This is a genomic window from Microbacterium sufflavum, from assembly GCF_023091155.1.
GTDB classification, from domain to species: Bacteria; Actinomycetota; Actinomycetes; order Actinomycetales; family Microbacteriaceae; genus Microbacterium; species Microbacterium sufflavum.
This window is the reverse complement of record NZ_JAHWXK010000001.1, coordinates 2,796,291-2,821,310: the sequence shown is the minus strand read 5'-3', so window position 1 is coordinate 2,821,310 and position 25,020 is coordinate 2,796,291. Positions and strand designations below refer to the sequence as shown.

At 70.7% G+C, this 25,020-nt stretch carries 26 protein-coding genes and 1 tRNA gene; 8 read left to right on the top strand and 19 right to left on the bottom strand.

The window, feature by feature from the left end; translation table 11 throughout:
* Positions 1–19: 19 nt before the first annotated feature.
* Positions 20–1,762 carry a DEAD/DEAH box helicase gene (locus tag KZC56_RS13625; RefSeq protein ID WP_136032340.1) on the bottom strand — a complete coding sequence of 581 codons (1,743 nt, stop codon included), beginning with the start codon at positions 1,760–1,762 and terminating at the stop codon, positions 20–22.
* 145 nt (positions 1,763–1,907) lie between these two features.
* Between KZC56_RS13625 and KZC56_RS13620 the strand changes: the two genes are divergently transcribed.
* Positions 1,908–2,735 (top strand): SGNH/GDSL hydrolase family protein, encoded by an 828-nt coding sequence (locus KZC56_RS13620; RefSeq protein WP_136032337.1) that lies wholly within the window; start codon positions 1,908–1,910, stop codon positions 2,733–2,735.
* Positions 2,736–2,739: 4 nt separating this feature from the next.
* Here the strand turns inward: KZC56_RS13620 and KZC56_RS13615 are convergent, their stop codons facing one another.
* Positions 2,740–3,540: a TrmH family RNA methyltransferase gene (locus KZC56_RS13615; RefSeq protein WP_247638772.1), complete on the bottom strand. Its 801-nt coding sequence runs from the start codon at positions 3,538–3,540 to the stop codon at positions 2,740–2,742.
* 65 nt (positions 3,541–3,605) lie between these two features.
* On the opposite strand from KZC56_RS13615, the gene KZC56_RS13610 reads away from it, so the two are divergent.
* Positions 3,606–4,445 carry a Sir2 family NAD-dependent protein deacetylase gene (locus tag KZC56_RS13610; RefSeq protein ID WP_136032333.1) on the top strand — a complete coding sequence of 280 codons (840 nt, stop codon included), beginning with the start codon at positions 3,606–3,608 and terminating at the stop codon, positions 4,443–4,445.
* Positions 4,442–5,029: a histidine phosphatase family protein gene (locus KZC56_RS13605; RefSeq protein ID WP_136032331.1), complete on the top strand. Its 588-nt coding sequence runs from the start codon at positions 4,442–4,444 to the stop codon at positions 5,027–5,029. Before KZC56_RS13610 ends, KZC56_RS13605 begins: the two co-directional genes overlap by 4 nt.
* Before the next feature lie 50 nt (positions 5,030–5,079).
* On the opposite strand, the gene KZC56_RS13600 is transcribed toward KZC56_RS13605, so the two are convergent.
* Genes KZC56_RS13600 through KZC56_RS13580 form a run of 5 tightly spaced genes read right to left on the bottom strand, consistent with a single transcriptional unit; the run spans position 5,080 to position 11,010 of the window.
* A complete protein-coding gene (locus KZC56_RS13600; RefSeq protein WP_247638771.1) occupies positions 5,080–5,886 on the bottom strand; it encodes an HpcH/HpaI aldolase/citrate lyase family protein in 807 nt (268 codons plus the stop codon).
* The gene (locus KZC56_RS13595; protein ID WP_247638770.1) at positions 5,883–6,368 is read right to left on the bottom strand and encodes a MaoC family dehydratase; all 486 of its coding nucleotides are present in this window, start codon (positions 6,366–6,368) and stop codon (positions 5,883–5,885) included. Before KZC56_RS13595 ends, KZC56_RS13600 begins: the two co-directional genes overlap by 4 nt.
* A 9-nt stretch (positions 6,369–6,377) precedes the next feature.
* Positions 6,378–7,529, bottom strand: a complete 1,152-nt coding sequence (locus KZC56_RS13590; RefSeq protein WP_206251272.1) for an acyl-CoA dehydrogenase family protein — start codon at positions 7,527–7,529, stop codon at positions 6,378–6,380.
* Positions 7,526–9,451: an acetyl/propionyl/methylcrotonyl-CoA carboxylase subunit alpha gene (locus KZC56_RS13585; protein WP_247638769.1), complete on the bottom strand. Its 1,926-nt coding sequence runs from the start codon at positions 9,449–9,451 to the stop codon at positions 7,526–7,528. The genes KZC56_RS13590 and KZC56_RS13585 overlap by 4 nt, the downstream gene beginning before the upstream one ends.
* Positions 9,452–9,456: 5 nt before the next feature.
* A complete protein-coding gene (locus tag KZC56_RS13580) occupies positions 9,457–11,010 on the bottom strand; it encodes a carboxyl transferase domain-containing protein (protein WP_247638768.1) in 1,554 nt (517 codons plus the stop codon).
* Between the two features lie 112 nt (positions 11,011–11,122).
* Here KZC56_RS13580 and KZC56_RS13575 point away from each other — a divergent pair, with 112 nt between their 5' ends.
* Positions 11,123–11,725 carry a TetR/AcrR family transcriptional regulator gene (locus tag KZC56_RS13575; RefSeq protein WP_136032319.1) on the top strand — a complete coding sequence of 201 codons (603 nt, stop codon included), beginning with the start codon at positions 11,123–11,125 and terminating at the stop codon, positions 11,723–11,725.
* On the opposite strand, the gene KZC56_RS13570 is transcribed toward KZC56_RS13575, so the two are convergent.
* The 3 genes from KZC56_RS13570 to pdhA are packed head-to-tail and all read right to left on the bottom strand — an operon-like array spanning position 11,718 to position 15,212.
* Positions 11,718–13,088: a dihydrolipoamide acetyltransferase family protein gene (locus KZC56_RS13570; protein WP_136045245.1), complete on the bottom strand. Its 1,371-nt coding sequence runs from the start codon at positions 13,086–13,088 to the stop codon at positions 11,718–11,720. The genes KZC56_RS13575 and KZC56_RS13570 overlap by 8 nt on opposite strands.
* Positions 13,085–14,095, bottom strand: coding sequence for an alpha-ketoacid dehydrogenase subunit beta (locus KZC56_RS13565; protein WP_136037361.1), 1,011 nt, complete (start codon positions 14,093–14,095; stop codon positions 13,085–13,087). Before KZC56_RS13565 ends, KZC56_RS13570 begins: the two co-directional genes overlap by 4 nt.
* Position 14,096: 1 nt before the next feature.
* Complete coding sequence (pdhA, locus tag KZC56_RS13560) at positions 14,097–15,212, bottom strand: pyruvate dehydrogenase (acetyl-transferring) E1 component subunit alpha (protein WP_247638767.1); 1,116 nt, start codon at positions 15,210–15,212, stop codon at positions 14,097–14,099.
* A 169-nt stretch (positions 15,213–15,381) separates the two neighbouring features.
* Here pdhA and KZC56_RS13555 point away from each other — a divergent pair, with 169 nt between their 5' ends.
* Positions 15,382–15,867: an Lrp/AsnC family transcriptional regulator gene (locus KZC56_RS13555; protein WP_136032312.1), complete on the top strand. Its 486-nt coding sequence runs from the start codon at positions 15,382–15,384 to the stop codon at positions 15,865–15,867.
* Here KZC56_RS13555 and KZC56_RS13550 read toward each other — a convergent pair.
* Positions 15,827–16,726, bottom strand: a complete 900-nt coding sequence (locus tag KZC56_RS13550) for an alpha/beta fold hydrolase (RefSeq protein WP_136037364.1) — start codon at positions 16,724–16,726, stop codon at positions 15,827–15,829. The two genes, KZC56_RS13555 and KZC56_RS13550, sit on opposite strands and share 41 nt — an antisense overlap.
* A gap of 111 nt (positions 16,727–16,837) precedes the next feature.
* On the opposite strand from KZC56_RS13550, the gene KZC56_RS17820 reads away from it, so the two are divergent.
* Both KZC56_RS17820 and KZC56_RS13540 read left to right on the top strand, forming a co-directional pair.
* Positions 16,838–17,755 carry a helix-turn-helix transcriptional regulator gene (locus KZC56_RS17820; protein WP_136037365.1) on the top strand — a complete coding sequence of 306 codons (918 nt, stop codon included), beginning with the start codon at positions 16,838–16,840 and terminating at the stop codon, positions 17,753–17,755.
* A gap of 171 nt (positions 17,756–17,926) precedes the next feature.
* Positions 17,927–18,244 carry a DUF7882 family protein gene (locus KZC56_RS13540; RefSeq protein ID WP_136031908.1) on the top strand — a complete coding sequence of 106 codons (318 nt, stop codon included), beginning with the start codon at positions 17,927–17,929 and terminating at the stop codon, positions 18,242–18,244.
* Between the two features lie 50 nt (positions 18,245–18,294).
* Here KZC56_RS13540 and KZC56_RS13535 read toward each other — a convergent pair whose 3' ends face one another.
* The 4 genes from KZC56_RS13535 to KZC56_RS13520 form a co-directional block, all read right to left on the bottom strand.
* Positions 18,295–18,555, bottom strand: coding sequence for a DUF6458 family protein (locus KZC56_RS13535; RefSeq protein ID WP_136031905.1), 261 nt, complete (start codon positions 18,553–18,555; stop codon positions 18,295–18,297).
* A gap of 142 nt (positions 18,556–18,697) precedes the next feature.
* A complete protein-coding gene (locus KZC56_RS13530) occupies positions 18,698–19,960 on the bottom strand; it encodes a globin domain-containing protein (RefSeq protein WP_372490594.1) in 1,263 nt (420 codons plus the stop codon).
* 45 nt (positions 19,961–20,005) lie between these two features.
* Positions 20,006–20,079: transfer RNA gene (locus tag KZC56_RS13525), tRNA-Ile, on the bottom strand.
* Between the two features lie 13 nt (positions 20,080–20,092).
* The gene (locus tag KZC56_RS13520; protein ID WP_247638765.1) at positions 20,093–20,659 is read right to left on the bottom strand and encodes a gamma carbonic anhydrase family protein; all 567 of its coding nucleotides are present in this window, start codon (positions 20,657–20,659) and stop codon (positions 20,093–20,095) included.
* Positions 20,660–20,791: 132 nt separating this feature from the next.
* Between KZC56_RS13520 and KZC56_RS13515 the strand changes: the two genes are divergently transcribed.
* A complete protein-coding gene (locus KZC56_RS13515) occupies positions 20,792–21,277 on the top strand; it encodes a Dps family protein (RefSeq protein ID WP_247638764.1) in 486 nt (161 codons plus the stop codon).
* Positions 21,278–21,343: 66 nt separating this feature from the next.
* Here KZC56_RS13515 and KZC56_RS13510 read toward each other — a convergent pair whose 3' ends face one another.
* Genes KZC56_RS13510 through KZC56_RS13495 form a run of 4 tightly spaced genes read right to left on the bottom strand, consistent with a single transcriptional unit; the run spans position 21,344 to position 25,003 of the window.
* Positions 21,344–22,840 carry an amidohydrolase gene (locus tag KZC56_RS13510; RefSeq protein WP_247638763.1) on the bottom strand — a complete coding sequence of 499 codons (1,497 nt, stop codon included), beginning with the start codon at positions 22,838–22,840 and terminating at the stop codon, positions 21,344–21,346.
* Positions 22,837–23,478, bottom strand: a complete 642-nt coding sequence (locus KZC56_RS13505; protein WP_136031895.1) for an FMN-binding negative transcriptional regulator — start codon at positions 23,476–23,478, stop codon at positions 22,837–22,839. Before KZC56_RS13505 ends, KZC56_RS13510 begins: the two co-directional genes overlap by 4 nt.
* Before the next feature lie 39 nt (positions 23,479–23,517).
* Positions 23,518–24,516: an Fpg/Nei family DNA glycosylase gene (locus tag KZC56_RS13500; protein WP_136031893.1), complete on the bottom strand. Its 999-nt coding sequence runs from the start codon at positions 24,514–24,516 to the stop codon at positions 23,518–23,520.
* 1 nt (position 24,517) lies between these two features.
* Positions 24,518–25,003 (bottom strand): ribose-5-phosphate isomerase, encoded by a 486-nt coding sequence (locus KZC56_RS13495; RefSeq protein WP_136037371.1) that lies wholly within the window; start codon positions 25,001–25,003, stop codon positions 24,518–24,520.
* Positions 25,004–25,020 lie beyond the last annotated feature (17 nt).

The window sequence follows — 25,020 nt, the reverse complement described above, 5'->3', positions numbered from 1 at the left end:
GACGCGGTGGTGATCCCGGTCAGGAGCGGACGCGCTTGCGGAGGACCTCGATGCGCGACTGCAGCTGAGTGACCGTGGCCTGCGCGACCGCCGGCCCCCCGCAGATGCGCCGGAGCTCGGCGTGCACGGCGCCGTGCGGTTGTCCCGACTGGCGCGCGTACAACCCGACCAGGCTGTTCAGCAGCTGCCTCTGCTCGCGGAGGGTGCGGTGGAGCGGCGCGGGAAGCGTCGTGGTGGCCGTCGCCGGCTCCGCGGCCTCGCGCACCTCCCGGTGCCGGGACTGTCGCGCCTGGCGCTGCATCAGGAGCTCGTGGACATGCTCGGGCTCGAGCAGACCGGGGAAGCCGATGAACTCCTCCTCCTCCGGCGTGTTCGGCTCCGCGAGCTGACCGAACTCCTTGCCCTCGAACACGACGCGATCGAAGTGCGCGACGGACGAGATGGCCTGGTAGCTGAACTCCTGGGTGAGTGCGTCGGAGGTCTCCTCCTCGCGGTTCGCACTCTCCAGGAGCGAGTCGTCGAGACCGTCCTCGTCTTTCGAGCCGCGGTCGAGCGCGTGATCGCGCTGCTTCTCCATCTCGTTCGCGAGCTTCATCAGCACGGGCACGTGGGGCAGGAACACGCTGGCCGCCTCGCCCCGGCGTCGGGCCCGCACGAACCGGCCGATCGCCTGCGCGAAGAACAGCGGGGTCGACGACGAGGTGGCGTACACGCCCACCGCGAGCCGCGGCACGTCCACCCCCTCGGACACCATGCGCACGGCGACCATCCAGCGCTGAGTGCCGGCGGAGAACTTCTCGATGCGCTCCGACGCCGTGGCATCGTCGGACAGCACGATCGTGGGCTGCTCGCGGGTGATGCTGTGGAGGATCTTCGCGTACGCCCTGGCCACGGTCTGATCGGTCGCCAGCACCAGCCCGCCCGCGTCCGGCACATGATGGCGGATCTCGGTGAGGCGACGGTCGGCGGCGGAGAGCACGGCCGGCATCCAGTCGCCCTCGGGGTCGAGGGCCGTGCGCCATGCCTGCGACGTGACGTCTTTCGTGTTGTCCTGACCGAGATGGGTCTCCAGCTCGTCGCCCGCGCTCGTGCGCCAGCGCATCTTGCCCGCGTACATGTGGAACAGGACAGGACGGACGACACCGTCGGCGAGAGCACGCCCGTAGCCGTACGCGTAGTCGGTGCTGGACACGCGGGCGCCCGTCTCGTCGGGCAGGTACTCCACGAACGGGATCGGCGCGGTGTCGCTGCGGAACGGGGTGCCCGAGAGGAGCAGCCGCCGCTTGGCAGGGCCGTACGCGTCGCGGATCGCATCGCCCCAGCTCAGCGCGTCGCCGCCGTGGTGCACCTCGTCGAGGATGACCAGGGTCTTCGCGTCTTCCGTGAGGTGGCGATGGATCGACGACTTCGCAGCGACCTGCGCGTACGTGACGACGACGCCGTGATAGTGCCGGGCGGGGGCCCAGTGGCTGTTGCGGAACCGCGGGTCGAGCCGGATGTGCACCCGAGCCGCCGCATCGGCCCACTGCGTCTTCAGGTGCTCCGTCGGGGCCACCACGATCACCCGGTCGACCTCGCCCATCCGCATGAGCTCCACCGCGAGTGTCAGCGCGAACGTGGTCTTGCCGGCGCCCGGGGTCGCAGCGACGAGGAAGTCGCGCTGGTCGGCCTGGAAGTAGGCGTCGAGGGCCTCCTGCTGCCACGCGCGCAGCTTGCTCGCCGTTCCCCACGGGGCGCGCTGAGGGAAGGAGGGAGAGAGCATCGACTCCACGATAATCGCTGCCGGGGACACCACGGCATCCGCCGCGATCGCCGCGCGCGTCCGCCCCCGCGGAACCCCGACGGGTAGGCTCGGTCACTGCGCAGCGGCCGACCGCCGCCCGCAAGCCCCCGCGAAGGAGAGCCGGATGAGCGACCAGGAATCGACCAGGAGCCCCTACGTCCCGAACGAGACTCCGCATCCGTGGCGACGGTTCGTCGCCATCGGCGACTCCTTCACCGAGGGCATCGGCGACCCCGACCCCGTGAACCCCGGCGCCCACCGCGGCTGGGCCGATCGCGTCGCCGAGGTCCTCGCACAGCAGGTCGACGACTTCGCGTACGCCAACCTCGCCGTGCGCGGCAAGCTCATCGCGCAGATCGTCGCCGACCAGGTCGAGCCCGCCGTGGCGCTGCGGCCCGACCTCATCTCGATCTGCGCGGGCGGCAACGACGTCATCCGCCCCGGCACCGACCCGGACGCGATCGCCGCCCAGCTCGAGGACGCCGTGTCGCGCCTGTCGTCCACGGGCGCCGCCGTCATCCTGTTCACCGGGATCGACACCGGGTTCACCCCGGTGTTCCGACCCTTCCGCGGCAAGGTCGCGATCTACAACGAGAACGTGCGCGCGATCGCGGAGCGGCACGACTGCATCGTCGCCGACCAGTGGGCGCTCAAGGTCGTGCAGGACGCGCGATTCTTCGACGACGACCGGCTGCACTACAACGCGCTCGGGCATCACGAGGTGGCCCGCATGGTGCTGCGCGCCCTCAACGTCCCGAACGATCTGGAGGCCATGCAGCCCGAGCCGCTCCCCCTCCGTACGTGGCGGGCGGCCAGGGCCGAAGACCTGGGCTGGGCGCGGGAGCACCTCGTGCCGTGGGTGCTGCGGCGGCTGCGGCATCAGTCCTCGGGCGACAACATCGCCGCCAAGCGACCGGAGCCCGGACCGGTGATCCTCCCCGGCCGCGACTGATCGGTCAGTTCTGCAGCACCCACAGCGCGACGGCAGCGGCGGAAGCGACGTTGAGCGAGTCGACGCCGCCCGACATGGGGATCGTCACCACGGTGTCCGCCGCAGCCAGGGCCTCCCGCGACAGACCGTCCCCCTCCGAGCCCATCAGCAGGGCGACCCGCTCCGGGCGCTCCGCAGCGTAGACATCCAGCGGTACCGCGCCGTCGTCGAGGGCGAGAGCGGCGACGTCGAACCCCTGCGCGGTGAGGTCGCGCATCCCCTCACCCAGGTCGGCCATGCGGGTCCACGGCACCTGGAACACCGTTCCCATGCTCACCCGCACGCTCCGGCGGTACAGCGGATCGGCACAGCGCGCCGAGACCAGCACCGCGTCGGCCCCCAGCCCGGCGGCCGCACGGAACGCGGCGCCCACGTTCGCGTGGTCACCGAGCCCCTCCAGCATCAGAACGAGCCGGGCCCCGCGGATCACGTCGGCGACCGGGGCGAGGGCGGGGCGCTGCATCGACGCGAGGGCTCCGCGGTGCACGGCGTAGCCCGTGACGCGTTCGGCCAGTTCGTCGGAAACGACCAGCACCGGGACCGGCAGCTCTCCGAGCACACGCGCCATCTCCTCGACCCGACGTTCGGCGACGAGCACGGAGCGCGGGCGGTGACCGGCCGCCACCGCGCGCTCGATCACCGTCGTCGTCTCCGCGATGTAGAGCCCCTCGGCCGGCTCGGTGACGGCCCGCAGCGCCGTATCCGTCAACCCGCGGTAGTCGTCGAGCCGCGGGTCGTCGAGGTCGGTCACGGACGTCAGGTGCATCCCTCCACTCTGCCAGCGCGAGACCGGCCCCGTCGCCGCGCCGTAGACTCGCACGGGGAGGTCCTGTGAGCGCGTCGAACACCGCCGAGTCATCGGCCACCCTCGGCAGGGTCGCCGACCTGCTCCGCGGCCGGCGCATCGCCTTCCTCACCGGAGCCGGGATCTCGACCGACTCGGGCATCCCCGCCTATCGCGGCGAAGGCGCGCGCACGCGCAGCGACCCCATGACGATCCAGACGTACCTCGGTGACGAGGCCGCCCGACGACGGTACTGGGTGGGCGGGCACCTCGGCTGGCGCGCGTTCGCACAGGCCGCCCCCAACCCGGGACACCTGGCCGTCGCCGCGATGGAAACCGCCGGGACCGTGTCCGGTGTCATCACCCAGAACGTCGATGGCCTGCACCTGCGGGCCGGCAGCTCGCACGTGATCGAGGTCCACGGCACCATGCGCCGCGTCCTGTGCCTGCACTGCGGACAGGTGTTCGACCGACGCGACATCGCCGTGCAGATCGAGGAGCTCAACCCCTGGATCACCGTGCCCGAGAACGTGGCCCTCGCACCGGACGGCGATGTGCTGCCCGAGAGCACGGACGGCTTCGTGATCCCCGCGTGCACGGTGTGCGGCGGGATGCTCAAGCCCGACGTGGTGTTCTTCGGCGAGTACGTGCCCCAGGACCGATTCCGCGCGGCCGAATCCCTGCTGCGCTCCAGCACGGCCCTGATCGTCGCTGGCTCCTCCCTGGTCGTCAACTCCGGCGTGCGGCTCGTTGACCGCGCCCGACGCCGGGGGATCCCGCTCATCATCGTCAACCGCGAACCGACACGCGCCGACGCCTGGGCGGACGCCACGCTCGCCGCAGGCACCAGCGACGTCCTTCCCGCCCTCCAGGAGCTGCTGCAGTGACCCACCTCACCCTCATCCGCCACGGACAGACCGACTGGAACCTCGCGAGGCGCATCCAGGGCTCCACCGACATCCCCCTCAACGACACCGGGCGCGAGGACGCACGCTGGGCCGCCGAGAAGCTCGCCGGGACCGCGCACCACGCCGTGTACACGAGCCCGCTCTCCCGCGCCAGGGAGACCGCGGAGATCATCGCGCAGCGTCTCGGGCTCGACATCGCCGGTGTCGTCCCCGACCTGCGCGAGCGGGAGTTCGGCGAGGGCGAGGGACTCCTGGTCCCCGACTACATCTCGACGTACGGCGACTGGCACGCGGAAGTTCCCGGCGCCGAGTCGCTGCCCGACGTCGGGGTGAGGGCGATCGCGGCCCTGCACCGCATCGCCAGGGAGGCGCGACGGCGTTCGGCCCCGCAGGCGGAGTCGGTGCTCGTGGTCACGCACGGCGGGGTGATCCGCGCCGTGATCGATCACGTCTCCGGCGGCACGCTCCCCCGCGAGGGCACCGTGCTGGGCAACGGCTCCGCGCACCGCTTCGTCGCGGCGCCGGGGTACCTGCGACTGCTCGACGAGTCGCCCGTGCTCTGACGCCCCGGCGCTCCTGTCGCGCGGTGGATGACGCGGCGGATGATGCGGCCTCAGCGGGCGCGGGAGACCACGAAGCGCGCGTGCCGGAGCACGGGCTCGTCCACCATGCGACCGTCGAACCGGAAGACACCGCGCTCCGTGGCGGCCGCCTCCAGCACGGCCCTCGCCCACGCGACGGTCTCGGCGTCGGGACGGTAGGCCTCTCGCACGATGGGCACCTGGCTCGGGTGGATGCACGCCGTGGCGCGGAAGCCGGATGCCGCAGCGTCGGCGGCCTCCTGCTGCAGCCCTTCCAGGTCGCCGATGTCGACGTGCACGGCATCGATGGCTGCCTTGCCGTGCGCGCCCGCCTCCAGCAGCACGCGCGAGCGGGCGTAGCGGGCGACGTCGCGGTAGAGGCCGGCCGCGGTCCGCGAGGACGTGCCGCCGAGTGAGGCGACCAGATCCTCCGCTCCCCACATCAGAGCGACCACCCGCGGGTGCGCCGCGATGTCGGGCGCCGCGTGGACACCGCGCGCCGTCTCGCACAGCGCGATCAGGTCGTACGCGTCGCCGAGACCGTCGAGATCGGACGCACTCTCGCTCTTCGCGACCATGACCGTCCGGAAGCCCGTCTCCGCCAGGGCGGCGAGGTCGGCGTCGAACTCGCCGGAGCTCGGCGCGTTCACCCGCACGATCACGCGCGCCGGGTCGAGCGCGGCCGATCGCACGTTCGCTCTGGCCTCGGCCTTCGCCGCCGGAAGCACCGCGTCCTCCAGGTCGAGGATGACCGCGTCGGCGCGGTCGAGCGCCTTCGCGAAGCGCTCCGGGCGATCCGCCGGGCAGAACAGCAGCGCGGGGCCGAGGTCGAGGCTCATGCGGACGCCTCCGGGCGGCAGCGGATCAGCACCGTGCGCGTGGCCGTGGCGACCACGGTGCCGTCCTGGTTCCGCCCCGTGTGCGCGAGCCGCACGACCCCCGTCCCCGGGCGGGAGGATGACAGGCGCTTCTCCTCCACGACGGTCTCCGTGGTGAGGGTGTCGCCCGCGAAAAGCGGGTGCGGGAACGCGATGTCGCCCATGCCGAGCTGCGCCACGAGCGTGCCCTGCGTGAGCTGCGCCACCGAGGTCCCGACCATCGTGGACAGGGTCCACATCGAGTTGATCAGTCGCGCGTGGAACGGCTCGCTGGCGTCGGCGAAGGCGGCGTCGAGGTGCAGCGCCTGCGTGTTCATGGTGAGCGTCGTGAAGAGCACGTTGTCGGCCTCGGTCGCCGTGCGCCCCGGTCGATGCAGGTACCGCACGCCCGTGTCGAACTCCTCGAAGTACAGTCCGCGCTGCTCGATGTCGCGCATGCTCATCCCTCCACGCTACCCGGCGAGCCCCAGGGCCCTGGCGATCACCAGCAGCTGGACCTCCGTCGTGCCCTCGCCGATCTCGAGGATCTTGGAGTCGCGGTAGTGGCGTGCCACGGGGAACTCGTTCATGAAGCCGTTGCCGCCGAAGATCTGCGTCGCATCCCGCGCGTTGTCCATCGCGGCCTCTCCCGCCACGAGCTTCGCGATCGCCGCGGCCTCCGCGAACGGGGAGCCCGCGTCGCGCAACCGGGCGGCATGGTGCCACGCGAGTCGCGCGGTGTGCACGCGCGCACGCATGCGGGCGAGCGTGAACTGGGCGTTCTGCCGGGTGCTGAGCGCGCTGCCGAAGATCGTGCGACTCTTCGCGTAGGCGACCGCCGCCTCCAGGCACCCCTCGGCCGCACCGGTGGAGAGGGCGGCGATCGCGATGCGACCCTCGTCGAGGATGCTCAGGAAGTTGCGGAACCCGCTGCCACGCGCCCCCAGCAGGTTGCCGGCGGGTACCCTCGCCCCGTCGAACGTGAGCGGGTGGGTGTCCGAGGCGTTCCAGCCGACCTTGTCGTAGGGCGGCTCGACCGTGAACCCCGGGGTGCCGTTGGGCACGATGATCGTCGAGATCTCCTTGCGTCCCTCGTTCGCACCGGTCACGGCGGTCACCGTCACGAAGCGCGTGATCGGCGTGCCGGAGTTGGTGATGAACTGCTTGGAGCCGTCGATCACCCAGTCATCGCCGTCGAGCCGTGCCGTGGTGCGCGTGGCGCCGGCGTCGCTTCCCGCCTCCGGCTCCGTCAGCCCGAACCCGGCGAGAGCGCGTCCGGCGAGCAGGTCAGGCAGCAGTTCGCGCTTCTGCTCCTCCGAGCCGAACCGGTAGATCGGCATCGCGCCCAGGCTGACCCCCGCCTCCAACGTGATCGCGATGGACTGGTCGACCCGGCCCAGCGCCTCGATCGCGATGCCGAGCGCCATATAGTCGCCGCCCTGTCCCCCGTACTCCTCGGGGAAGGGAAGGCCGAACAGCCCGAGCTCGCCCATCTGCGCAACCACGTCCATCGAGAGCGTGTGCGTGCGGTCGGCCTCGTAGGACTGCGGGGCGACCACGGTGTCGGCGAACTCCCGCACCATCCCCGCGAGCTCGCGCTCCTCGTCGGTCAGGCTCTCGATCATCGGTCGTCCTCCATCGTCGTCACCCGGGCGACCGGTTGGTCGCGCCGTACCTGGTCGCCGGTCGCGACCAACAGGTGCACCACCCCGTCGTGCGGGGCGAGCACCTGGTGCTCCATCTTCATGGCCTCGATCGCGACGAGCGGCTCGCCGGCCGCGACGACCGCGCCGTCCGCGACGTGCACGGCCACTACGCTCCCCGGCATCGGGGCTCGTCCCTCCGGCTCGCTCGCGCGACCACCGTCGCCGGTCGCGGCCAGCCGACGCTGGAGGCGCGCGCGCCGATCCACGGGCAGAAGCCTCATGGTGGCCCCGTCTTCGACGACCCACACCGCCCCGTCGGCATCCACGGCCGCGCGCACCGTCGAACGTCCGGGATCGGCGTCGTGCAGCTCGACCACCGCGTCGTCATCGGTGAGCACGGTGAGGGGCGCGACCGGAGCGGGATCGGCGCCGAGCCGCCACCCGGCGAGTCGTCCCCACAGCGCGTCGGCGGCTCGCGGCGATACCCCGACGGGCTGGAGAGCGGCGGCTGCAGCGGCGAGCTGCGATGCGGAGGGTCGGCTCGGCTCCAGCGGGAGCAGAGTCTCGATCAGCCCCGTGTCGAGGTCGCCCGCGACGACACGCTCGTCGTGCAGCAGCCGCCTCAGGAACCCGATGTTCGTGTCGACCCCCAGCACCACGGTGCGCGCCAGGGCGTCGTCCAGGCGGCGGAGGGCGGTCGCCCGGTCGTCGGCGTGAGCGATCACCTTCGCGATCATCGGATCGTAGTAGCCCGTCACCACGCTGCCCGTCTCGACAGCCGCGTCGACCCGGACCCCGTCCGGGGCCTCGAACAGCAGCACGGTCCCGGTGGACGGCAGGAAGCCGCGCTCCGGAGCCTCGGCGTACACGCGCGCCTCGACGGCATGACCCCGCCCGCGCGGCTCGACCTCGAGGGGACGACCGTCGGCGACCTGCAGCTGCAGCGCCACGAGGTCGAGCCCGGTCACCTCCTCCGTCACCGGGTGCTCGACCTGGAGGCGCGTGTTCATCTCGATGAAGAACACGTTCTCCGGGGCGTCCGCATCGACCAGGAACTCTACGGTGCCGGCCCCGACGTAGGCGACGCTCTCCGCCGCGCGCACCGCCGCCGTCAGGAGCCGGTCGCGCGTGTCCTCGGGGATGCCGGCCGACGGCGCCTCCTCGATGACCTTCTGATGCCGTCGCTGCAGCGTGCACTCGCGCTCGCCCAGCGCCACCACCCGGCCGTGTGCATCGCCGAAGACCTGCACCTCGATGTGCCGCGGCCGGGCGATGAGCCGTTCGAGGATGAGCGCGTCGTCGCCGAAGGCCGCGGCAGCGACCCGTCGCGCGGAGGACAGGGCGGGGCGCAGTGCGGCCGCGTCCGCGACGACCTCCATGCCCTTGCCGCCTCCGCCCGCGCTCGGCTTCACCAGGAGGGGGAACCCGACCGCGTCCGCCTCCTCCTCGATCTCCGCGTCGGACAGCCCACGTGCGTCGAACCCCGGAACGACCGGCACCCCGCTCCGCGCGACGTGCTCCCGCGCCCTGGCCTTGTCGCCCATGACCTGCAGAGCCGTCACGGAGGGGCCGACGAACACGATTCCGCTCTCGGCGCACGCCTCCGCCAGCCCGACGCTCTCGGACAGGAAGCCGTAGCCGGGGTGGATCGCCTGCGCGCCGGTGGCCCGCGCGGCCGCGACGACGGCATCGATGTCGAGATAGGACTCGGCCGCCGGAGCGGGCCCGATGCGGACCGCCACGTCAGCCTCGCGCACATGGGGTGCCCCCGCGTCGGCATCGCTGTAGACCGCGACACTGCGGATACCCAGAGCGCGGAGCGTGCGGATGATGCGTCGGGCGATCTCGCCGCGGTTCGCGACGAGGACGGTGGTGAACGAGAGAGAGGGTGACGAAGACATGGGGCTCACATCCGGAAGACGCCGAAGCGCGGTTCGGGCAGCGGGGTGCGGGAGACGACATCGAGCGCCAGCCCGAGCAGGTCGCGGGTCTGCGCGGGGTCGACGATGCCGTCGTCCCACAGGCGCGCCGTGGCGTAGTACGGCTCGCCCTGCCGCTCGTACTGCTCGCGGATCGGCTCCTCGAACGCCGCACGGTCGTCGGGCGCCCAGGTCTCACCGCGCGCGGCCAACTGGTCCTCCTTCACCGTGGCCAGGACGGATGCGGCCTGAGCACCGCCCATGACCGAGATGCGGCTCGCCGGCCACGTCCACAGGAACCGCGGGGAGTAGGCGCGCCCGCACATCGAGTAGTTGCCCGCCCCGAACGACCCGCCGATGATCACGGTGAGCTTCGGGACACGGGTGGTCGCGACCGCGGTGACCATCTTGGCCCCGTCCTTCGCGATCCCTCCGGCCTCCGCATCCGACCCGACCATGAAGCCGGTGATGTTCTGCAGGAACAGCAGCGGGATGCCGCGCTGGTCGCACAGCTCGATGAAGTGGGCGCCCTTGAGCGCCGACTCGCTGAACAGCACGCCGTTGTTCGCGACGATGCCGACCGGGTGTCCGTGGAGGCGCGCGAAGCCGGTGACGAGGGTGGTGCCGTATTCGGCCTTGAACTCCCGGAAGGTATCGCCGTCGACGAGCCGGTCGATCACGACGTGCACGTCGTAGGACGCGTTCACGTCCACCGGGACCACGTCGTACAGTGAGCCCGTCTCGGACGGCGGTCTGCTCTCGACGACCTCCCAGGCGGGCGGGGCGGGCGCGGGAAGCGTCGCGACGATGTCCCGCAGGATCTCCAGTGCGTGCTCGTCGTCTTCCGCGAGGTGGTCGACGACGCCGCTGCGCTTCGCGTGGAGCGCTCCACCCCCGAGCTCCTCCGCGGAGACGACCTCGCCGATCGCGGCTTTCACGAGCGGAGGTCCGCCCAGAAAGATGGTGCCCTGATCGCGCACGATCACCGTCTCGTCGCTCATCGCCGGGACATACGCTCCCCCGGCGGTGCACGACCCGAGCACGGCGGCGAGCTGCGGAACACCCGCGGCCGAGAGGCGCGCCTGGTGGAAGAAGATGCGCCCGAAGTGGTCGCGATCGGGGAAGACCTCGTCCTGTCGCGGCAGGAACGCCCCGCCCGAGTCGACGAGATACAGGCACGGAAGGCGGTTCTCGAGCGCGATCTCCTGTGCCCGCAGGTGCTTCTTGACCGTGAGCGGGTAGTAGGTGCCGCCCTTCACTGTCGCGTCGTTGCAGACGACCATGACGTGGCGGCCGTGGACGAGTCCGATACCCGCGATGACCCCGGCCCCCGGCGCCTCTCCCCCGTACAGGCCGTCCGCCGCCAGCGGAGCGATCTCCACGAAGGGGCTGCCCTCGTCGAGCACCCGCGCGACCCGGTCGCGCGGAAGCAGCTTGCCGCGCGCGACGTGACGTTCGCGTGACGCCTCCGGACCGCCGATGGCGGCGGTCGCGATCCGAGCACGCAGCTCGTGCGCCAGATCTTCCTGGGTTGCCGGCATCGTGATGTCCTCCTCGACCCACGACCGCGCCACGGACTGCCCTGGCGCGGTGCACGCATTCTCGGTTAGTGTTCACTAACCCGATGATTCAGGTTAGCGAGGATTAACTGAGATGACAAGCCCGCTCACCGCCAGGGACCGCGCGAAAGCAGAGCGGTCCGACGCGCTGCTGCACGCGGCCGCCCGGCTGTTCGCCGACCGCGGCTACACCGGCGTGAGCCTCGAGGAGATCGGCGCAGCGGTCGGCGTCTCCGGCCCCGCCGTCTACCGACACTTCGCGGGAAAACAGGCCCTGCTCGGCGCCGTGCTCGTGAAGGTCAGCCACGACCTGGTCGACGGGGGTGACCGCGTGGCGGTGTCCGCCGCCGACCCTCAGGAGCGCATGCGCGCACTCATCCGGTTCCACGTGGACTTCGCGCTCGGCAACGCCGAGGTCATCCAGGTGCAGGACCGCGACGTCGCGCATCTGGCCGACGCCGACCGCGCCGAGGTCCGCCGGCTCCAGCGTGCCTACATCGAGCTCTGGATGGACGCGCTCGCCGCGATCGATCCCCGCGACGACGTCGCCCGCGACGAACTCCGGCTGCGCGTCCAGGCGTGCTTCGGGCTGATCAACTCGACGCCCCACAGCACGCGAGCCGCGACGAGGCGGCACTCCGCCACCGCGACCGTACTGGTCACGATGGCGGAGGCGGCGCTGCGCGCCCTCATCTGAGCAGCATCGCCCTGCCGGGCTCCTCGAGCACGTCGGCCACGGCCTTCAGGAACGCGGCGCCCTCCGCGCCGTCCACAATCCGGTGGTCGAACGAGAGGCTCAGCGTCATCACCTGACGCAGCGCGATCTCTCCGGCGTGTTCCCACGGCTGCCGCCTGACCGCACCGACCGCGAGGATGCCCGACTGACCCGGCGGCAGGATCGGCGTCCCGGCATCCACGCCGAACACTCCGATGTTCGAGATCGAGAACGTGCCGCCGGACAGCTCCGCGGGCGACGTCTTGCCCGCGCGAGCTGTCTCTGCGAGCGCCGCGATGGCATCCGCGAGTTCCACCAGGGTCATCCGCTCCGCATCGCGGATCATCGGCACGATCAGGCCCCGCTCGGTCGCCGCGGCGATCCCGAGGTCGACGTAGCCGTACTGGACGATCTCGCCCGCCTCCTCATCCCACCGCGCGTTCAGGCCCGGCGCCCCGCCGAGGGCAAGGCACACCGCCTTCGCGACGACGGCGAGCGGACCGATCCGGTGGCCACTGAGTGCGCGGTCCTCGCGCAGTCGTGCCAGCAGGTCCATCGTCGCGGTGACGTCGACCGTATGGAACACGGTGACGTGCGGCGCCGTGAACGCGCTCTGCACCATCGCCGCCGCGGTGTGCTTGCGCACTCCCCGGATCGGGATGCGGGTCTCGCGGTCGGGCTGGTGGCCGGTCGGACGAGCGGCGCTCCCCGGCACGGGCGCGGGCGTGCGCGTCGCGTCCGAGCGGGCCGCGAGCCGCTCGGCGTACGCGTCGACATCCTGACGTGTGATCAGCCGGTCGCCGACCTCCGCCGCGACCAGCACCAGGTCGACGCCGAGGCGCTTCGCGTGCGCCCGCACGGGCGGCGTCGAGCGCGGCCGTTCGATCACGGTCTCCACGGACGCCGAGGGCGAGGCGTCGTGGGGAGCCGCCTCCAGGACCGCGGTGTCCGCCGCCGGACTCGCGCCACCGATCCGACGGGCACGCCGCGCGGGCCGGCCCGCCGTCGTGGGAGCAGCACCGTAGCCGACGAGGTTCGGCTGCGTCTTCTCGCTGCCTTCGGCCTCGGCACCCTCGATCGCGGGGGTCGGAGTCTGCGGTTCCTCACCGGCGACGTCGAAGGCGATGAGCGGTGCCCCCACCGCCACGGTCTCGCCCGCCTCGGCATGCAGGCTGGACACGGTGCCCTCGTAGGGCGAGGGCAGTTCCACCACGGCCTTCGCGGTCTCGACCTCGGCGAGGGTCTGGTTCAGCGCCACCTTCTCGCCGGGCGAGACGAGCCACTGCACGACCTCCGCCTCGGTGAGCCCTTCCCCCAGGTCGGGCAGACGGAACTCGGCGATCATGCGTCCGCTCCCGTCAGGCTGTTCGGGCGGTCCATCACGCGATCGACAGCGTCGAGGATGCGGTCGAGGTCGGGCAGATGGTACTTCTCGAGCTTCGCGGGCGGATACGGCACGTCGTGTCCGGTCACGCGCAGCGGCGCGTGCTCGAGGTACTCGAAGCAGCGCTCGGTGATGCTGGCGATGACCTCGGCACCGAGCCCGGCTTCCCTGGAGGCTTCGTGCGCGACCACGACCCGGCCCGTCTTGCGCACCGAGGCGGCGACCGAGTCGTAGTCCACGGGCGAGAGCGAGCGGAGATCGACGACCTCCAACGACAGCCCCTCGTCTTCAGCGGCGTCGGCGGCCTGCAGCGCCGTCGTCACCATCGCACCGTAGGCGATCACCGTCGCGTCCGTGCCCGCACGGACGACACGGGCGAGTCCCATCGGCGGCGCGTCGGCGAGCGGTGCCTCCAGGTCGACCTCGCCCTTGTGGTGGTAGAGGCGCTTGGGCTCGAAGAAGACGACAGGGTCGTCCGAGGCGATCGCCTGGCGCAGGCTGCGGTACGCGTCCTCCGGGTTCGACACCGCGACGACGCGCAGCCCCGCGGTGTGCGCGAAGTAGGCCTCCGGCGACTCGGAGTGGTGCTCCGCGGCTCCGATGCCTCCGGCCCACGGGATGCGGATCGTGAGGGGCATCTTCACCCGGCCCTGAGTCCGATAGTGCAGCTTCGCCACCTGCGACACGATCTGATCGAATGCCGGGTACACGAAGCCGTCGAACTGGATCTCGACCACCGGGCGGTAGCCGCGGAACGCGAGCCCGACCGCCGTGCCGACGATGCCCGACTCGGCGAGCGGGGTGTCGATCACGCGCGCGGCGCCGAACTCGTCGAGCAGTCCATCGGTGATGCGGAACACCCCTCCGAGCTTGCCGATGTCCTCGCCGAGGAGCACGACCCGGTCGTCGTCGCGCATGGCCTGGCGCAGTCCGGCGCCGAGGGCCTTGCCGAGCGTGAGCTGGGTCATGTCACACCTCGCTCTCGAACGACGCGAGATACGCGGCGTATTCGTCGCGCTGACGCTCCAGCCCCGTGTGCGGCTCGGCGTACACGCCGTCGAACACGGCCAGCGGCGGACGCGTGACCATTCCGAGACAGGCCGCCCGCATCTCCTTCGCCACCGCGTCAGCCGCCGCCTGCGTGTCCGCCACGTGGTCGTCGTCGAACTCCCCCACACGGCGCAGGTACGCCTCCAGCCGAGCGATCGGATCCCGCCGACGCCAGGCCTCCAGCTCCGCGTCGTCGCGGTACCGGGTGGGGTCGTCCGCGGTGGTGTGCGGGCCCATGCGGTAGGTCACGGCCTCGATGTACGCGGGTCCACGGCCGGAACGCGCATGGTCGAGGGCCCACCGCATCGCCGCCAGGCACGCGAGCACGTCGTTGCCGTCGACCCGCAGGCTGGGGATCCCGAATCCGGGCGCGCGTCCCGCGATCGGGTACTGGGACTGCACGGCGACCGGCTCCGAGATCGCCCAGTGGTTGTTCTGACAGACGAACACGACGGGGGCCTGGTACGAGGCGGCGAAGATCATCGCCTCGTTCACGTCACCCTGACTCGTCGCACCGTCCCCGAAATAGGTGACCGCCACTTCCGCCGCCTTCTCATACTGGATCCCCAGTGCGTAGCCGACGGCGTGGAGCGTCTGCGCGCCGATGATGATCTGCAGCGGCGCGACACCGAGAGCCGCGGGGTCGTACGCCGCCCCCTCCTCCCCGCGCCACATGCGCACGTAATCGCCCGGCTGGGCGCCGCGCGCGTAGATCACGCCGGTCTCACGGTAGCTGGGGAACACGAAGTCGCGGGGGTCGAGAGCTCGGGCGGTGCCGATCTGCGTCGCCTCCTGGCCCTGACACGGCGCCCACAGTCCGAGCTGGCCCTGACGCTGCAGCGCCACGCCCTCCGCGTCGATGCGACGGAGTACGACCATGTCGCGGTGGAGCGCGCGGAGTTGCGCGGCGTCCACGTCCACGACGAACGGGTCGAGGCGCGGGTTCGGAACGCGGGACCCGTCCGGGGCGAGAAGGCGCTCCGAGAGTTCCAGATCCTGGGCGGTGTCTGCGATCGGTGTGGCCTGCGGTGACATCGTCGTCCTCCTCGTCCGGCGGCCCTCGTGGGGCTTCGCGCAACGGTGCCGGCGTCATCACCGGCATGGTCTGAGGGTACGTCTGCTCAACACCTCGCTCAAGCAATCGTCCATCACTTGAGCATGTTGCTCATTTTTCGCCAGTTCGGGCCTGCTAGGGTTTGGCACTATGCCTGGACTGGACCGAATCGATCTCGAGCTGCTCGCGTCGCTCGCCGACGATCCGCGGATCACGATCGTCGCGCTCGCGGAGAAGATGGGGCTGTCACGCAACACGATCCAAGCGCGGATGGCCCGCCTGGATCAGACCGGCGTCTTCCTCTCCTACGAGCGCGCCTTCTCCCCCGACGTCCTGGGCTTCCCGCTGCAGGCCTTCGTCAGCATCGGCGTACGCCAGACCGAGCTTCCCCGCATCATCACCGAACTCGCCCGCATCCCCGAGGTCGTGCAGGCGCACGGACTCAGCGGATCGATCGACCTCCTCGCCCGCGTCGCGTGCCGTGACGCCAGGCACCTGTTCGACACCGACGCGCGCATCCTGTCGATCGACGGGGTCGAGCGCACCGAGACCTCCCTGGCCATGGGCGAGGTGATCCCGTTCCGGGTGGCGGGGCTCATCGGCCTCGCGCGACGGGAATCCTCAGGAAGCGCCTGATCGCCCCGGCTGCTTCGACCGGGGTCTCGTAGTGGATCAGATGACCGACGTGGGCGATCTCGACGAGTTCCGCGTCGGCGAACAGGGTCGCCAGCCGCCGCTCCGCCTCGATGGGCGTGATGTCGTCGCGCTGCGCCGCGACCAGCATCGTCGGCACGTCGATGCGCGGCGCGAACTCGCGCACGTCGTGCGACACGCTCGCGACGAACGCATCGTGCAGCACGTCGCGGTCGGAGAACCGGGAGAAGTAGGTGTCGTGCTGATCGTGGATGAAGCGGCGCAGCCCCGGGTCGCGGGTCTTCGCCATCGTGATGCTCATCACGCGCACGATGACCCGGTTTCGCAGCACCGCGGTACCGAGCCGGTCGGGCAGCTTCGCGCCGAGGGCGTAGTAGAGCACCGCCAGCCGGGTCATCAGCCCCTTCGGCCCCTCCAGTGCCGGCGCGCCGATGGGGTTGAGGAGGATCAGGCGCGGCGTCGCGAGACCTCCCGCGACGGCGGCCGCCGCGACGATGGAGCCGAAGGAGTGGCCGAGGATCACCGCTCCCGGGGCGGTGGCTGCGACGAAGTCCGTCAACCACGCGGCGTACTCGTCGAGGTCGTGGCGCCGTCCGGGGAGCGGCGCGGTCTCCCCGAAGCCCGGGAGATCCGGGACCAGAACCCGCACCTCCGGAAGGTACGCGAGCACCGGCTCGAGGCCGTGGTGCTCGCCGCGGAACCCGTGCACGGCGACGATGGTCGTGTCGGCGTCGCGCGGACCGTACTCCCAGTACGCCGTGACACCGCCGCGGACGGCGACCTCGTGGCGCTCCACGGGGAGGGTGCTCAGGCGGTCCGCGTAGGGGGAAGGCACGGTCATACCCCGAGTCTACGAGCGACCGACGCCACCCTCTGCCTCGGTGTCAGCATGATGGGTTATCGTCCCAAGTGGCCTTCCTCTTCGGGTCGGTCACGCAACGAGGAGCCGAAGGTGCAGTTCACATCCAGGGATGTCGCGCAGGTGGAGCCCACCTGGAAGCAGTTCGTGCCGTCCGCCACGCTTGAGGACGTCGACCCCCATCGCTTCCGCTTCGATTGGCGTTCGATGGAGCTCGGGGCCACCACGGTCCTCCGTTACGACCTCGCCGCACAGGTGCACGCCAGAACGCAGCCGGACGATCAACTGCTGGTGTGCCGTGTCGACTCTCCGGACGCGCAGGTGTGGTCGCATCGCCAACCGCTCGACGCGGGTGTGCCGTGGCTCACCGACGGCACCCAGGTGGACGCGACGTGGGAGCACGGAGCCCGCGTGCGCGCCCTCGTTTTCGATCGGTCGGCCGCCCAGGCCACGATGCGTCAGGTGACGGGAGACGACCGGGTGGAGCTCAAAGCCACCGGGCTCTCGCCCCATTCCCGCGCCGACGCCGACCGGTGGGGGGCGATGTTCACCTACCTCGAGAGCACGCTCGTCGAAGGCGAGCCCGTCGACCCGCTGGTCGGGAAGGAGTTCGAGCGCCACGCGCTGATGCTCACGATGACGAGCTTCTCGACGACGTTCAGCGATGCGTTGCGGCGTCCGAGCCAGCGGTCGGGCGCCCCTGCGTCGGTGCGGCGCGCCCTCGCGTACATCGACGACAACGCCCATCTCCCGATCACGATCGATGACGTGGCAGCCGCCGCGTACATGTCCACGCGGGGACTTCAGTACGCCTTCCGTCGGGCGCTCGACATCACCCCCACCGAGGCACTGCGTCGGGCCCGCCTCGACGGAGCCCATAGAGACCTGCTGGCCCGCAACGGGGCCTCCGTGGCGACGATCGCGCGGCGGTGGGGGTTCAGCAACTCCTCGCGCTTCGCCGCGGCCTATCGTGAGGCGTACTCCATGCCGCCGACGTTGCCCCGGACCTGACACCGCGCGCACACTTGTTTCGTGCGTGACGGCGAGTTGCGCGCCCTCTCGGGCTCTATCGGCTGAGCCGATTAGAGTCCGAAGTATCCGGATCACCCGTCCGGCCCCCAGCATGTTTCGAGGAGCCCCCATGAACACCGCAGTCCTCTGCAGCACCAAGGTCGGTTGACGATGGGAAGCCTCTACTACGGAGACACTCAGACCCCGATCCAGATCGACGACAGGGCGCTCGCCCACCTCAAGGTCGTCATCGCCACCAAGCTTCGTCGCAATGAGAGCTTCACGCTCTCCTGGCGGCACCCCGAGGGTGACGCACCCGGCCGTTCGACGCTGTGGCTGCACCCCTCCATCCCGCTGCGCTTCGTGTTCGACGCTCCCGAGCCGCCGGAACTGAGTCGACGGTGGATCGAGGAGCTCGCGCATTCGGCGAACTCGAGCGGCGGCATCACCCTCGTCGAGGAGCATCTCGAGGGCGCCGACCTCAGCTGACACGCAGACGGCTCGCGGGGCCCAGGATCCCCGCGAGCCGTCCGTGTCGCTCAGAGTCCGTCGTCGGAACTCGAGCTCACCGACCGTCGGGTGGTGGGTTCCCCCGTGGCGGGATCGACATACGTGCGCGAGACGGTCTCGGTCCGACGGCGACGTGCCAGGAGCACGATGCCGATCAAGAAGACGACGACTCCGGCTCCCATGAGGATGTATCCGACCATGTCGAGATTCACCCAGGTCACCTCGACGTTCACCGCGAAGACGAGGATCGCCCCGATCACGAAGAGCACGATTCCAGTGCCGATGCTCATGTTGCCTCCCGTTCAGCGGCGGACGCCGCACAGAAAGAGGCTGGCGCGTCCGGACGGCCGACAGGAGGGGCTTGACACGGCGCTCTCCTGTCGTTCTGGTCTCCGGGGGCCCGGTGAATCGGCGTCCTCGACCGGTCGCTGCTCACGCCGCCGACGCGTCCGCTGGATGGCGCATCCAGGTGTCGGGGCCGAACACCTCGTAGTCGATCCGCTCCGCGGGCACGCCGCGCCCGAGCAGTGACGCGCGCATGTCGCGCATGAAGCCGAGGGGTCCGCACAGGAGCACCCGCGCCCCGGCGGGAAGCTCGACATCCGTCAGGTCCATCCGCCCGGCGCGCACGCCGTCGAGGACAGGAGCGTCCGTCGGGGCCGACGAGTACCAGCGCACCGCCGTCGCATCCTCCAGGCCGCTGAGGTTCTCCTGCACGGGGCCGACGAGCGCGTGCGACGACGGTGTGCGATCGGCATGGAAGAGCCGCACAGTGCGCTCGGGCTGCGTGCGTCGAACGCCGTCCAGCATCGCCGCGACCGGGGTGATGCCGATCCCTGCCGAGACCAGCACCAGCGGGTCGTGCGACTCATCGAGGACGACGTCACCGGCGGGCTGTGAGACGTCGAGGATCGTGCCGGGCATCGCGTTGTCGTGCAGCCACGTGGACACCTGGCCGTCGGGCGTACCATCGATCCCGCGCACCCGTTTCACGGTCACCCGCAGTGCTCCGCCCCCGGGCGCAGACGACAGCGTGTACTGACGCGGCTGCCGTGAGCCGTCCGGCAGATCCACGGCGACGGCCACGTACTGCCCCGCGCGGTGATCGGCGACCGCACCGTCGAGGGGTTCGAGCACGAGGGTGACCACGTCGTCGGTCTCCGCGATCCGCTCGACCACGCGGTGCTTGCGCCACGGGTGTTCGGGGTCGGTGCCGGCCAACGCATACAGTCGAGCCTCTTCCGCGATGAGTGAGCACCCGAACAGCCAGTACACCTCGTCCCAGGCAGCACGGACCTCCGGGGTCACCGCGTCGCCCAGCACGATCCCCACGGCGTCGAGCAGATGGTGTCCCACGATCGTGTACTGACGCGCGCGGATCCCGAGCGAGACGTGCTTGTGAGCGATGCGCCGCATCACGGGCGTGAAATCGGGCGCCTCGGGATCGATCAGGGACACGGCAAATGCGACGACCGAGGCGGCGAGGGCCCTCGGCTGCTCACCGTGCGCCTGGTGCGCCCGGTTGAAGACCCGGAGAAGCTCGGGGTGCGCCGCGAACATCCGCGGATAGAACAGTCGAGTGATCTCCTCGGCGTGCTCGGCGACCACACCGGCGGTGGCGCGAACGACGGTCTCGGATTCTGGTGAGAGCTGCATGACTTCCCTTCGGAGTGCGGATGCTCTCAGCCTCCTCATCCGGTGCGCCCCATGGCGGCATGGATCCCGTGCAAATCCGAGTCGTAGGGCGGGCGGGACTTGAACCCGCGATCGTTGGGTTATGAGCCCACTGCCTTAACCAGCTTGGCCACCGCCCCCTGCCCTCCGAGACTACCGCCCGTCCGAACCGCTCTCCTCCCCGGACGCGTCGGCGTGCGCCGCACCACGATGGGTCTCGACGTGTGAGCGATAGATCCGAGCGTTCTCCCGTAACCCGGCACGCTCCTCGTCGCTCAGCGCGCGACGAACGCGGGCCGGGACGCCTGCCACCAGCGAGCCGTCCGGCACCTCCGCGTCGCCGAGTACGAGCGCGCCGCCGGCGATGAGGCACTCCGAGCCGATACGGGCGCCTGACAGCACCACGGCTCCCATTCCGATGAGCGAACCGTCGCCGATCCGACAGCCGTGCACGACGGCGTTGTGCCCGATCGAGACATCGTCTCCGATCACGACCGGGTGTCCGCTGTCGACATGGATCGACACGTTGTCCTGTGCGTTGCTGCCAGCGCCCATCGTGATCGCAGCGGAGTCCGCCCGGAGGACCGCATTGTACCAGACGCTGGACCCTTCCCCGATGGTCACCTCCCCGATCACCCTGGCGCCCGCAGCGAGGAACACCGAGTCGTCGAGATCGGGAGTGCGGCCGGGCAGAGACAGGATGGTCGCGTCGTCGCTCATGCAGCGACTCTAGCCGTCGCCCGTCCCGCGCCGATTCGCGGCGGTAAGCGATGCCTCATCTTGCTTGCGGAACATTTTCAGCTGAGTAGCGTTGTTCCCATCAGACACGAGAATCTCCCGGAGGAGCACAAGATGAGCAAGGCACAGACCGTTTCCCCCACCGCCATCGACCCCACCGTCGCCGCCGGCGCCGCGCAGTTCCTCTCCCCCGTCGTCCTCGGCCTTCAGGCCCTGACCATCAACGGCAAGCAGGCGCACTGGCACGTGCGCGGGGCGAACTTCGTCGGCGTCCACGAACTCCTCGACACCATCGTCGCCCATGCCGGCGACTTCGCCGACACCGCCGCCGAGCGGATCGTCGCCCTCGGACTCCCGATCGACGCGCGCGTCTCGGCCGTCGCAGAGAAGTCCGGTTCGACGTCGGTCGCCGCCGGCTTCGCGCAGTCGGATGAACTCATCCGCGCGGTCATCGCCGATATCGACGCCATCCTCGTCGACGTCAAGGCGGCCGTCGAGGGCCTCGACGAGGTCGACCTGACCAGCCAGGACGTCGCGATCGAGATCCAGCGCGGACTGGAGAAGGACCGCTGGTTCCTCGTTTCGCACATCGCGGCCTGACCAGTCAGCACCTTCGGAGAGGGCGGCCCCGGGATACCGGGGCCGCCCTCTCCGCGTGCGCGAGGCTCAGCCGACGTGGGTCACGCGGCCCGCGAGAAGGGTGGCGGCCACGGGCATCGCGCGCAACGCGGCGGCATCTGCGGTGCGCGGATCCGCGGACGTGAGCGCGATATCGGCGATCTCCCCGGGGCGGAGCGTGGAGCGCACGCTGGCGCTCAACGCCTGGTCGACCGTGAGGCGTTCCTCCGGGTGCCACGATTCCCGCTCGTCATCCGTGCGCCAGACCGCCGCCGACAGGGCCTGCCACGGGTCGAGGGGCGCCACCGGGGCGTCGGAACCGAACCGCACCTCGGCACCGGCGGCGAACAGAGACGACAGCGGGTAACCGAGAGAGGTCTGCCCTGCCCAGTGGTGCTCGACGAAGTCACGGTCGTCGACGGCGTGCTGCGGCTGCACGCTGGCGATCACACCGAGGCGCGCGAACCGCGCCAGGTCGGCATGACGCACGAGCTGGGCGTGCTCCAGAGAACCGGTCGCCCCGGTGACCAGGAAGGCGTCGAGGGCGGACGTGACAGCGCGGTCGCCGATGGCGTGCACGGCCGCCGTGATGCCCGCGCCGGTCGCGGTGGTCAGCAGAGCGACGAGCTCATCGCCCGGTACCGTCAGGACCCCGTAGTTGCCGGGGTCGTCCGGATAGGCGTGAGAGCACGCGGCGGTGCGGGTTCCCAGCGACCCGTCCGTGATGATCTTGAGCGAGCCGACACGGATCAGACCGCGCGCCTCCGCGGGAGTGTCCGGTTCCTCGTGCGGCTCGCCGCTACGCAGCCCTTCGGTCACGGCACGATCGAGGTCTGCGGGATAGAACGCGAACTCCACGCGGTGCGAGGCGAAGCCCGCACGGATGCGGCGCGGCCAAGCAGCGGCGTTCCACGCCATGTCGAAATCGACCAGTCCGGTGACGCCTCGCGCCGCTGCGGCCTCACCGGCGCGGAGCACGGCCTCGTCGCTGTGCGCCGGGTCGACCGCGTTGAGGCGGCGCGAGATCTCGAAGGCGTCCTCCTCGCGCAGGACCCCGTCGTCAGCACGGAAGCCTTCGCGGGCGAGAGCAGCGGTGTTCAGCCACACGCTGTGCACGTCGGCATTGATGAGGTAGGTGGGCGCCGCTCCCGTCGTCGCGTCCAGCAGCTCCAGGCTCGGCCGATCCGGCCACAGGGCGTCGCGGAATCCCGTACCGACGCGGCGTCCGTCGGGGAGCGTCGGCGCCTCACCCATCCGCAGCGCGGCTTCCGCCGCCGAGGTCGTGTCATGCAACGGGACCCGCTCCGCCGCCAGCGCCCACTGGACCGTGTGCACGTGGTTGTCCCACAAGCCGGGGACCGCCCAGAGACCATCGGCGTCGAGCACCTGTCCACGCGGTCGCAGGGCGCCGGTCGGCGCGATGTCGACGATGACGCCGCCGTCGAGGTGAAGGTCCACCGGCTCGTCGTCGATGAGGAACTCCCGGCCGGGACCGGCCAGACGAACGGCGCGCACCGTCCCGACGGTGTCGTTCCGCGCCGTCATGCCCGGTTCCCCTCGCGCGCCACCTGAGCGCGCCGCATCTCCGCCGCCAGAGGACGGTTGGTGTACGGGCCTTCGCTCTCGAGTGCCGCGATCACCGACTCGATCGTCTCGACGGGCTTGTTCTGGCTGAGCTTGCGCTTTGCGACGACGCGCGCGGGGGTGAGGCGGAATCCCACTGTCCCTGCGGCGAGCCGTTCCACGAACGCGGCGTCGTTGGGACGCTGCCACATCAGCCGCGGCTCGGGCATGCCGTTCTCGAACCGCTCCACGAGGCGGTCGAGCACCCGCAGGTTCTCGTCCGGCGTCAGGATCTCGGGTGTGCCCGCCAGGTGCACGGCCGTGTAGTTCCATGTGGGCACCGCGGGGACATCGCCGTACCAGCCGGGCGACACGTAGCCGTGCGGGCCCTGGAAGACCACCAGCAGTTCCCGCTCCCCCAGCCCGTGGATGAGGTCGTCGGGACGCCCGACGTGGGCCACGATCGTCAGGTCGTCGCGGTCGTCGTCGAGCAGCACGGCATAGTGCGAGGCGACGAGCCCGTCGTCGGTCGAACTCACGATGGTGGCCCAGGGGTTGGCCTCGATCACGCGCCGGATCTCGGTCACGTCGGCGAGCGTGAAGCTCGGATTCTGTCGCATGGATTCAGCCTAGGGGCGCCCGCACACGCCAGCGCGGACTCACGCCTGGCAGCGGGGGCACCAGTAGAGCTTGCGCGCGCCGATCTCCTCGAGCGCGATCTCGGTGCCGCAGACCCGGCACGGGAGTCCGGCGCGGTGGTACACCCAATGCCGGTCGTCGCGGCTCGCCATCGCAGCACGGTACTCGTCGGGCGACAGGTCGTCCATCGTCATCATCTGACCCGTCTCGACACCGATCGCCAGCAGGCGCACCCAGTCGTGCCAGAGGGCGCGCACCACATCCTCCGGCACGTCTCGTCCGGGCGTGTGCGGATTGAGCCGCTGCCGGTAGAGCATCTCCGCGCGATACACATTGCCGATGCCGCTCACCACCGCCTGGTCCATCAGCAGCAGCGCGATGGGCGTCGACTTCTTGCGCACCGCGCGGACGAAGCGCTCCTCGTTCTCGGCCGGATCACCGACGAGCGGATCCGGACCGAGCTTGGCGACCGTCGCGAGCATCTCCTCGGGCGTCTGCAGAACGCACGCCGTAGGGCCGCGCAGGTCGGCGGCCGTGATGTCGGTCATGAGCCGCAGACGCACCTGCCCCACCACGGGCGGCGGCCATTCCACCCCCTCGTCCGCGAGACCCTTCGTCTGCTCGGACATGCGCACGTGCACCCGCGTGCGTCGCGGGGCGCCGATCGAGGCGAGAGAGTTCTCTCCGGCGTCGTCCAGGATCGGGTCCTCCAGCACGGTGCCTCGCTGGTTCGTCTGACCCATACGTCCATTCGCAGACGCGATCGTGGGGTCGACGAGGATCTCGCCAGCGAAGTCCCAGGCACCGTAGAGCCCCAGGTGCACGCGAAGCCACAGGTCGCCCTCGGTCTCCAGGAACATCTGCTTGCCGACCGCCTGCACGCTCGTCGCCGTGCGCCCGTCGAGGATCGCCGCCCCCTCGGCGAAGCGTCCCTGGGGGCTGGAGGCGCGGAGCACCTTGCCGACGAAGTTGCGGTCGAACTGCCGGGCGATGCGGTGGACGGAGTGACCCTCGGGCATGTCAGCCCCGCGGATCCGGGAGCAGCGAGCCGTCGCGCTCGAAGTCGGCGATCTGTCCGATGCGGCGCACATGACGCTCGTCGCCCGAGAACGGGGTCGAGATGAACCGGTCGATGAAGGAGGTCACCTCGTCGTACGTGTGCTGCCGCGCGCCGATGGAGATCACGTTGGCGTCGTTGTGCTCCCGTGCGAGCTCGGCCGTGGAGAGGTTCCACACCAGGGCCGCGCGGACACCGCGCACCTTGTTCGCCGCGATCTGCTCGCCGTTGCCGGATCCGCCGAACACGACACCCAGCGCCTCGACGCCCGCCTCCTGATCGGCGACCACCGCCTGAGCAGCCCGGATGCAGAACGCCGGGTAGTCGTCGAGCGCGTCGTACTCCACCGGACCGTGGTCGACGACCTCGTGCCCCGCCGCCCGCAGGTGCTCCTGCAGCTGCGTGGAGAAATCGAGTCCAGCGTGATCGGTGGCGATGTGGATGCGCATGGCTTCCATCCTAGAAG